Source organism: Reyranella soli, from assembly GCF_007992495.1.
GTDB classification, from domain to species: domain Bacteria; phylum Pseudomonadota; class Alphaproteobacteria; order Reyranellales; family Reyranellaceae; genus Reyranella; species Reyranella soli.
In genome coordinates this window covers 1-7,651 of record NZ_BKAJ01000271.1, presented here as the reverse complement: position 1 = coordinate 7,651, position 7,651 = coordinate 1, and the positions used below count along the sequence as shown (strand labels likewise).

The window sequence follows — 7,651 nt, the reverse complement described above, 5'->3', positions numbered from 1 at the left end:
GAGGGGGAATCGACGTGCGTAGCCCCCTCTCCCAACCTCTCCCCCTAGCGGGGGAGAGGAGCTTGAGTAGGAGGAGCCTGGGTCGGAGATACATCGACTCCCTGCCAAGCCCATGGGCGAGGAAAGAACTGCCCCAACATCTCGCGCAGGATCCGTCGCTTGATGGCCTTGTCGGTGGCCAGCGCACCGGTCTCCCACCAGCCGTCGCGGCGCATGGCTTCGGCGGCGGCCAGGAAGCGCTCGGCCACGGCCTCGAAGTCGGCGTCGGTGAAGTTCAGGCTGAAGATCAGGCGGCCGGTGCCGATCCAGCTGAGCGCCAGGCCCTCGGCCCTGAGGTAGTACTGAAGCATCCAGTTGTAGCGCGACGAGCGCGTGTGGCAGACGGTCCAGACCGTCGACAGGTGCGCGATCTGGATGGGCAGGCCGCGCTCGCCGAGCCGGCGGTTGAGCGATTCCGTCCGCGCCGCCCAGGTCGCCTCGAGATCGCGATAGAGCGCCTGCATCCCGGGGCTCTCGAGATGCAGCAGGAATTCGTTCATCGCCGCCATGACGTAGGGATGGGAATTGAAGGTCCCGCGGGCGAAGCAGATGTCGGCGGGCCGGTCGTCGCGATAGCGCTTCATGAAGCGGTGCTGGCCGCACACCACGCCTATGGGAAAGCCGCCGCCCACCGTCTTGCCGTAGGTCACGATGTCGGCCGCGACGCCGAAATATTCCTGGGCGCCGCCCGGCGCCAGGCGGAAGCCGAGGAAGACCTCGTCGAAGATCAGCACGATGCCGCGCTCGCTGCAGACCGCGCGCAGCGCCTTCAGCCAGGCGGTGTAGGCCGCACGATCGACGCTCTTGTCCGGCCGGCTCGCGACCAGGGTCGAATCGGCGGGGGCGGCGATGTTGGGGTAGAGCGCCTGCACCGGATTGACGAGCACGCAGGCGATGTCGCGACGGGTGCGCAGCACGGCGAGCGTTCTCTCGGACATCTCCGACAGGGTGTAGGTGTCGCGCGCCGCCTCCGGGTTGCCGACGCCGGGCTGAACGTCGCCCCACCAGCCGTGATAGGTGCCGCAGAAGCGCACGATGTGGGAGCGCTTCGTGTGATAGCGCGCCAGCCGCACCGCCTGCATGACCGCCTCCGTCCCCGACATGTGGAACGAGACCTCGTCCATGCCGGAGATGCGGGCGAGCCGCGCGGCATTGTCGGCGACCAGCGAGGGGTAGGAGCCCAGCACCGGGCCGAGCGCATCGACGCGCCGGGCGCCGCGCTCCATGCAGCCCTTGTAGAAATCGTAGCCCAGCAGGTTCACGCCGTAGGATCCGCTGAGATCGTAAGCGGCGTTGCCGTCGAGATCGGTGACCTGCACGCCGCTCGACGAGGCGACAAACGAGCTCGCCGGCAGGGCCGCCTTGACGCGCGGGCTGAACTGGAAGGGCACGCGGTAGCTTTCGGTGAACTGCAGGTCCGAGATGTGAGGCGCGGCCTCGGCGGTGCGGCCGAGCGTGCGTGCGGCCTTGAGCCGGAGCTTGCGCGAGAGCTCCTCGAAGCCGGCGCGGCGCCGCGCGGCGATCTCGGCGTCGGCATCATCGGCGCGGAAGAACTGCGCATCGTCGTAGGAATAGGTCGGCACCAGCGCGGCGATGCGGCGCGACAGGCGCGAATGCCCGGCGAGCGACCGATGCTTGGCGCGCGACAGCGCAAGTCGCGCCCGCAGCTTCATCCCCACCACGACCACCAGCGGGCCCGCCAACAGCAGTGCGGCAATCGACCAGGCATCCAGCATCACAGCCATTTCAACTCCTCATGACCCTGCGTTCTGAACTCGGAAGGATCCTCCAGCGGGAGGACATCAACTTCCTGCTGACCAACCGGATTCCCCGGCGGCTCGCCACGCGCTTCCTCGGATGGTTCAGCCAGATCGAAAATCCGCTCGTGGCGCGGGCGTCGATCGCGACGTGGCGCCTGTTCGCCGATCTCGACCTCAGCGATGCCAGGCAAAAATCCTTTAAGAGCCTGCATGCCTGCTTCACGCGTGAGCTGAAGGCGGGCGCGCGGCCGGTCGATGGCGATCCGCGGGTGCTGACAAGCCCCTGCGATGCCATCGTCGGCGCCTGCGGCAGGGTCGACGGCACGCAGGTGCTCCAGGCCAAGGGCTTCCCCTACGCGCTCAAGGACCTGCTGGTCGATCCGGCGCTGATCGAGGCCTATCGCGACGGCCAGTACGCGACGCTGCGGCTCACCTCGAGCATGTATCACCGCTTCCATGCGCCCCATGACGGCACGATCGAGCGCGTCACCTACATCTCGGGCGACACCTGGAACGTCAATCCGATCGCGCTCCGGCGCGTGGAGAGCCTGTTCTGCAAGAACGAGCGCGCCGTGATCCGGACCAGGCTTGGCGCTGGCGACGGGGGCGATCATCTCGTGACCCTGGTCCCGGTCGCCGCCATCCTGGTCGCCAGCATCCGCCTGCACTTCCTCGATGTGACGATGAACATGAACTATCGCGGCGCGGCGGAGATCGACTGCCAAACGCCCGTCAGCAAGGGCTGCGAGCTCGGCTGGTTCGAGCATGGCTCGACGATCATCGTGTTCGCGCCGCCGGGCTTCCGGCTCTGCGACGGTATTCGCGAAGGCACTTCCATCCGGATGGGCCGCGCGCTCATGCACCTGCCATGACGGTCCTCGATTCGCTGTTGTGAATCGAAGCCGTTGCGCCGCCGTTACCCTGCCGTGTCGATTGAATGACGCACGCGGCTGCCCGCGACCGCTCCCCTTGCCTTCAAATTGCCCCAATTCACTCCTTGAATCCCGCTATGTCTAAGATATATCTTAGACACGTCTAAACATAGAGGGACTATGACGATGAGATTCTCCCACCACTCACACGGCCCCGAATCCGGCCGGCGCCCCGAGTACAGGCACGGGCGCGGCGACGACGCCCACCCGCGTCGCGGCTTCGGACGGCGGTGCAGGTCTGACGGATCGGACGAGGCCGACTCACTCGAGCTCGCGCCCGATCGCGGCCCGCGCGGGCGTCATTTCGGCCATCGCGGTCGTCACGGTTTCGGCCGCGACGGCGAGCATGGCGAAGGACGCGGCCGGCGGCGGCGCGTGTTCGATTCGGGCGAACTGCAGCTCGTGCTGCTGAAGCTGATCGCCGACCAGCCGCGCCACGGCTACGAGCTGATCCGCGCGATCGAGGAGCTGACGGGCGGCGCCTATGTGCCCAGCCCCGGCGTGATCTACCCCACCCTCACCCTGCTGCAGGACATGGGCCGCATCGAGGAAGCGACGGCCGAAGGTCCGCGCAAGCCGTTCGCGGTCACGGCCGACGGCACGGCCGAGCTCGAAGCGAAGAAGCAGGAAGTCGAGGCGCTGCTTGCGCGACTGGCTGAGCTCGCCTCGATGCGCGAGCGGACCGACGGCGGCCCGGTGCGCCGCGCCATGGGTAACCTGCGGACCGTCCTGCTCGACCGGCTCAGCCGCGAAGGCGTACAGACCGAAACCATGCACGAGGTCGCGGCCATCCTCGACGAGGCCGCCCGCAAGATCGAGAGGCTGTAGGATGAGCTACGACAGCACCGTCCGCGTCCCCACCACCAAGGCCAGCCGCTACCTCCAGCAGCTCTGCAAGCACTGGAGCCATAACCTTGCCGTCGAGTTCTCCGAGCAGAAGGGCGCTGTGATCTTCCCGCGCAACGCACGCGGCGCCGACTGGCCGGGCGACGCCACCCTTCTGATGCAGGCGCATGACGACGGCCTCGAATGCTGGCTGGAGGCGAGCGCCGCCGGCCAGCTCGAGGCGCTGAAAGGCGCCGTCGCGCGCCATATCGACCGCTTTGCCTTTCGCGAGGCGCCGCTTGCCTTCGATTGGCGGGACACGTTGAACGGCTAAATGGCGGGGCTCATCCCGCCACGAGCAGCCACACGCCCCAGCCCATCAGCAGCAGCCCGCCGATGCGGCCCATCCAGTCGCCGAACGGGAATAGCTTCTCGATCAGCACGACGACGGCGAGCAGGGCGACCCATAGGAGGTTCATCGCGCCGCCGACGAACAGCAGCGCCATCAGGATCCAGCAGCAGCCGAGGCAGGTGAGGCCGTGCTCGGCGCCCATGCGCAGGGCGCCGGCGGCGCCGTCCCGCCAGCGGTTGACGACGAAGTCGAAGGGCGAGCGGCAGGCGATGAGGCAGGCGCGCTTCAGCGGCGTGAGCTGGTAGAGGCCGGCGGCGAGGAACAGCATGCCGCCCAGGCGCGCGCTGGTTACCGCCATGGCCATCGGCGAGACCAGCGCCACGCTTTCGAGGCCCCATTGCGCCAAGGTCGCGGCGATGCTGAAGCCACCCCAGGCCAGGACGTAACCTGCCGCGAACAAGGCCGTCGGCACCCAGGGCTGGGCGCGGGCGCGCCGGCGCGCGTTGACCGTGGCGAAGGTCAGGATCATCGGCGCGGCGCTCGGCAGCATCATGCCGATCATCATGATCCACCACATGACCAACAGCAGGACGAGGTCGACGGCGCCCTTGGGCGGCATGGCCATGGTCATGTCGCCCATCGCCCGCATGTCCGCCGCTTCGGCGAACAGATAGAGCCAGCACAGCGCGGTGATGCCCGCGATCGAGGCGGCGATCGCGAGCCTCGGGCCCAGCATCAGCTCGAGGAGCGGCGGTCGGCCGTCACGCTCCCCAGGCGAACGGCGCGAAATGTCCATTGTTGCCCTTGCCGGCGAGGCTGAGGTTGAGGCCGAAGCCCTGCACCTCGGTCTTGCGCGAGCGTGCGAGCGCCAAGCGGCGATTGGCCGGATGGGCGGTGTTGTCGATGTAGAACGGCTCGCCGGAGCGGTTGCGCGAGGCCACGCCCTCGATCTCGAAGGCGAAGATGCCCGGGATCTCCGTCGCACGCTTGAGGCCCTCGGCGGTGAAGCCGATGTCGCGGAACTCGACGCCGCGGAAGTCGCTCACCAGGTTGTCGCGGATCATCTGTGGCGGGCCGCCGGCCTGGCCGCTGGCGATGTCGGCCAGCGCGCGGCGCTGGGCATCATTGGCCTTGGCATCGACGACGCAGCCGAACACCCAGCCGCCGTCCGACATGATACGCCCCGACCGGATGACCAGGGCGAACTTCAGGCCGTCGAGCACGACGTCGCCGTGACGGCCGCGATCGATGCGATAGACCATGAGCGCCACGCAATTGTCGTGCGTCGCCTCGCCCTGCGGGTTGGTGAAGATGCAGGGACACAGATAGTCGCAGTTGCAGCTCTCCATGTACTCGCCGCTGATCTCCCAGGTCTTGTCGGCCATGGCCACCTCCCGGTTGCTTGGTCGGGCCAGTGTACCCGAAATCGCACCAGTAACGGCAGGCGGAACGCGGCCGCCGCAGGCGGCTCGCCACGCGAACGAACCCCCGCGCGCATCTTGCCGGAGACGCAGCGGCCGGCGAAAAATCGCGGCATGTCCTCCTCTCATTCCTCGGTCGACGCAGTCGTCGTCGGCGCCGGCTTCGGTGGCCTCTATGCCCTCTACTGCCTGCGGCAGATGGGCTTCAGCGCGCTCTGCTTCGAGGGCGGCGATGGCGTCGGCGGCACCTGGTACTGGAACCGCTATCCCGGCGCGCGCTGCGACGTCGAGAGCCTGCAGTACTCCTATTCTTTCTCGCCCGAGCTCGACCAGGAATGGACCTGGTCGGAAAAGTACTCGCCGCAGCCCGAGATCCTGGCCTACGCCAACCACGTCGCCGACCGCTTCGACCTGCGCCGCGACATCCGCTTCGAGACGCGCGTGACGGCCGCGACCTTCGACGAGGCGCGCGCCCTGTGGACGGTCGAGACCGATCGCGGTGATTGCGTCGCAGCGCGCTTCGTGATGATGGCGGTGGGTTGCCTGTCGGCGGCCAACAAGCCGCCGTTCGAGGGCATCGAGGACTTCAGGGGCCCGATCTACCACACCGGCGAATGGCCCCAGGAAGGTGTCGACTTCACCGGGCAGCGCGTCGCGGTGATCGGCACCGGCTCGTCGGCCATCCAGTCGATCCCGCTGATCGCCGCCGAGGCCAAGGCGCTGACGGTTTTCCAGCGCACGCCGTCCTACACGGTGCCGGCCTACAACGCGAAGCTCGATCCCGACTACGTCGCCCGGGTGAAGGCCGACTATCCGGCGCTGCGCGCCAAGGCGCGCTCGCGGCCGACCGGCTTCTACTTCCCGTTCAACGCCCAGCCGGCGCTCGAGGCCACGCCGGAGGAGCGGCAACGGCAGTACGAAGAAGCCTGGGCCAGGGGCGGCCTGCCCTTCCTCGGCGCCTACGGCGACCTGCTGTTCAACAAGCAGGCCAACGACACGATCGCCGACTTTGCGCGCAGCAAGATCCGCAGCATCGTCAAGGACCCGGGGACGGCCGAACTGCTCAGCCCCGACAACGTCTTCGGCTGCAAGCGGCTCTGTGTCGACACCGACTACTACGCGACCTTCAATAAGCCGCACGTCAAGCTGGTCGATGTGTCGAAGACGCCGATCGAGCGCTTCACTGCGGAGGGCGTCGTGGTCGCCGGCAAGACCTATCCCGCCGACGCCGTGGTCTGCGCCACGGGCTTCGCGGCGATGACCGGCTCGTACGACAAGATGCGCATCACCGGCCGCGGCGGGCTGACGCTCGCCGAGAAGTGGGCGGCCGGCCCGCGCACCTATCTCGGCGTCGCCTCGGCGGGCTTCCCGAACCTGTTCATGATCACCGGCCCGGGCAGCCCCTCGGTGCTGGCCAGCATGATCCAGGCGATCGAGCAGCATGTCGACTGGATGGTCGACCTGATGGCGCACATGCGCGACACCGGCGCCCGCACCTTCGAACCCAAGGTCGCGGACGAGGACGCCTGGGTCGAACACGTCAACGAGGTGAGCCAGGTGTCGCTGCGCTCGACCTGCAGCTCATGGTACGTCGGCGCCAACGTGCCCGGCCGGCCGCGCGTTTTCATGCCCTATATCGGCGGCTTTCCGGTCTATGTGCAGAAGTGCAACGAGGTCATGGACACGGGCTATGACGGCTTCGTGCTCGATGATGGCCATGGGGGTGCGACGACGGCCAACGCGGCGCCCGAGGTGCGCCTGACCAAGCGCTGGCACGTGCCGCTCGACATGGACGTGATCTCGCCGGCGATGCTGGCGGCCCGGCGCGTGCCGGTGGTTTAGGGCATCGAGGGCAGGGCCCGACCGAAGACCGATCGTCTGCGATGGGACAAACGTGACCCAAGAGCAACGAATCCGGCGTCACTGACGTTTCGGCTGCACGATCGAATCCCTCCTGCTTTTCGAGATTGCCATGACATTGCGAGGCCTGCCGATTTTGGTCTGCCTGCTGCTGGCACTCGACATCTGCACATCGGCTCATGCCTGGATAGCTCATGACGATTCCGACATCTGCGCCGCAGGTGGCGGCGGCGGTGGTTCGGGCGGAGGCGGTGGAGGCGCTGGTGGAGGCGGTGGCGCTAGCGGAGGTGGCGGCGGTGGTTCCGGCGGCGGTGGTGGCTCAGGCGGAGGCGGCGGCGGTGGCTCAGGCGGAGGCGGCAGTGGTGGCGCAGGCGGCGGCGGTGGCTCAGGCGGAGGCGGCAGTGGTGGCGCAGGCGGAGGCGGCGCTGGTGGTGCAGGCGGTGGCTCAGGTGGTGGTGGCGC

The 7,651-nt window shown here is 68.0% G+C and carries 8 protein-coding genes; 5 read left to right on the top strand and 3 right to left on the bottom strand.

What is annotated here, in order from left to right; translation table 11 throughout:
- Positions 1-44: 44 nt before the first annotated feature.
- The gene (locus RSO01_RS45180) at positions 45-1,775 is read right to left on the bottom strand and encodes an aminotransferase class III-fold pyridoxal phosphate-dependent enzyme (RefSeq protein WP_147157189.1); all 1,731 of its coding nucleotides are present in this window, start codon (positions 1,773-1,775) and stop codon (positions 45-47) included.
- A gap of 20 nt (positions 1,776-1,795) precedes the next feature.
- On the opposite strand from RSO01_RS45180, the gene asd reads away from it, so the two are divergent.
- From asd to RSO01_RS45165, 3 genes are all read left to right on the top strand, one after another.
- Positions 1,796-2,671, top strand: coding sequence for an archaetidylserine decarboxylase (asd, locus tag RSO01_RS45175; RefSeq protein ID WP_147157187.1), 876 nt, complete (start codon positions 1,796-1,798; stop codon positions 2,669-2,671).
- 180 nt (positions 2,672-2,851) lie between these two features.
- Complete coding sequence (locus RSO01_RS45170) at positions 2,852-3,559, top strand: PadR family transcriptional regulator (RefSeq protein ID WP_246159248.1); 708 nt, start codon at positions 2,852-2,854, stop codon at positions 3,557-3,559.
- 1 nt (position 3,560) lies between these two features.
- Positions 3,561-3,890, top strand: a complete 330-nt coding sequence (locus RSO01_RS45165; RefSeq protein ID WP_147157185.1) for a DUF2218 domain-containing protein — start codon at positions 3,561-3,563, stop codon at positions 3,888-3,890.
- Between the two features lie 10 nt (positions 3,891-3,900).
- On the opposite strand, the gene RSO01_RS45160 is transcribed toward RSO01_RS45165, so the two are convergent.
- Positions 3,901-4,644, bottom strand: a complete 744-nt coding sequence (locus RSO01_RS45160) for a DUF2182 domain-containing protein (protein WP_147157188.1) — start codon at positions 4,642-4,644, stop codon at positions 3,901-3,903.
- A gap of 25 nt (positions 4,645-4,669) precedes the next feature.
- On the bottom strand, positions 4,670-5,293 hold the full coding sequence (locus RSO01_RS45155) for a DUF1326 domain-containing protein (protein WP_170303864.1): 624 nt from the start codon (positions 5,291-5,293) through the stop codon (positions 4,670-4,672).
- Between the two features lie 150 nt (positions 5,294-5,443).
- Here RSO01_RS45155 and RSO01_RS45150 point away from each other — a divergent pair, with 150 nt between their 5' ends.
- Complete coding sequence (locus tag RSO01_RS45150) at positions 5,444-7,171, top strand: flavin-containing monooxygenase (RefSeq protein WP_147157183.1); 1,728 nt, start codon at positions 5,444-5,446, stop codon at positions 7,169-7,171.
- Positions 7,172-7,383: 212 nt separating this feature from the next.
- A partial coding sequence (locus RSO01_RS45145) for a hypothetical protein (RefSeq protein ID WP_176605667.1) occupies positions 7,384-7,651 on the top strand: 268 nt, incomplete at its 3' end.

Coding starts and splice junctions, on each gene's coding strand:
- RSO01_RS45180 (WP_147157189.1), bottom strand. CDS start 1,775: ATGCTGGATGCCTGGTCGATTGCCGCACTGCTGTTGGCGGGCCCGCTG.
- asd (WP_147157187.1), top strand. CDS start 1,796: ATGACCCTGCGTTCTGAACTCGGAAGGATCCTCCAGCGGGAGGACATC.
- RSO01_RS45170 (WP_246159248.1), top strand. CDS start 2,852: ATGACGATGAGATTCTCCCACCACTCACACGGCCCCGAATCCGGCCGG.
- RSO01_RS45165 (WP_147157185.1), top strand. CDS start 3,561: ATGAGCTACGACAGCACCGTCCGCGTCCCCACCACCAAGGCCAGCCGC.
- RSO01_RS45160 (WP_147157188.1), bottom strand. CDS start 4,644: ATGCTGGGCCCGAGGCTCGCGATCGCCGCCTCGATCGCGGGCATCACC.
- RSO01_RS45155 (WP_170303864.1), bottom strand. CDS start 5,293: ATGGCCGACAAGACCTGGGAGATCAGCGGCGAGTACATGGAGAGCTGC.
- RSO01_RS45150 (WP_147157183.1), top strand. CDS start 5,444: ATGTCCTCCTCTCATTCCTCGGTCGACGCAGTCGTCGTCGGCGCCGGC.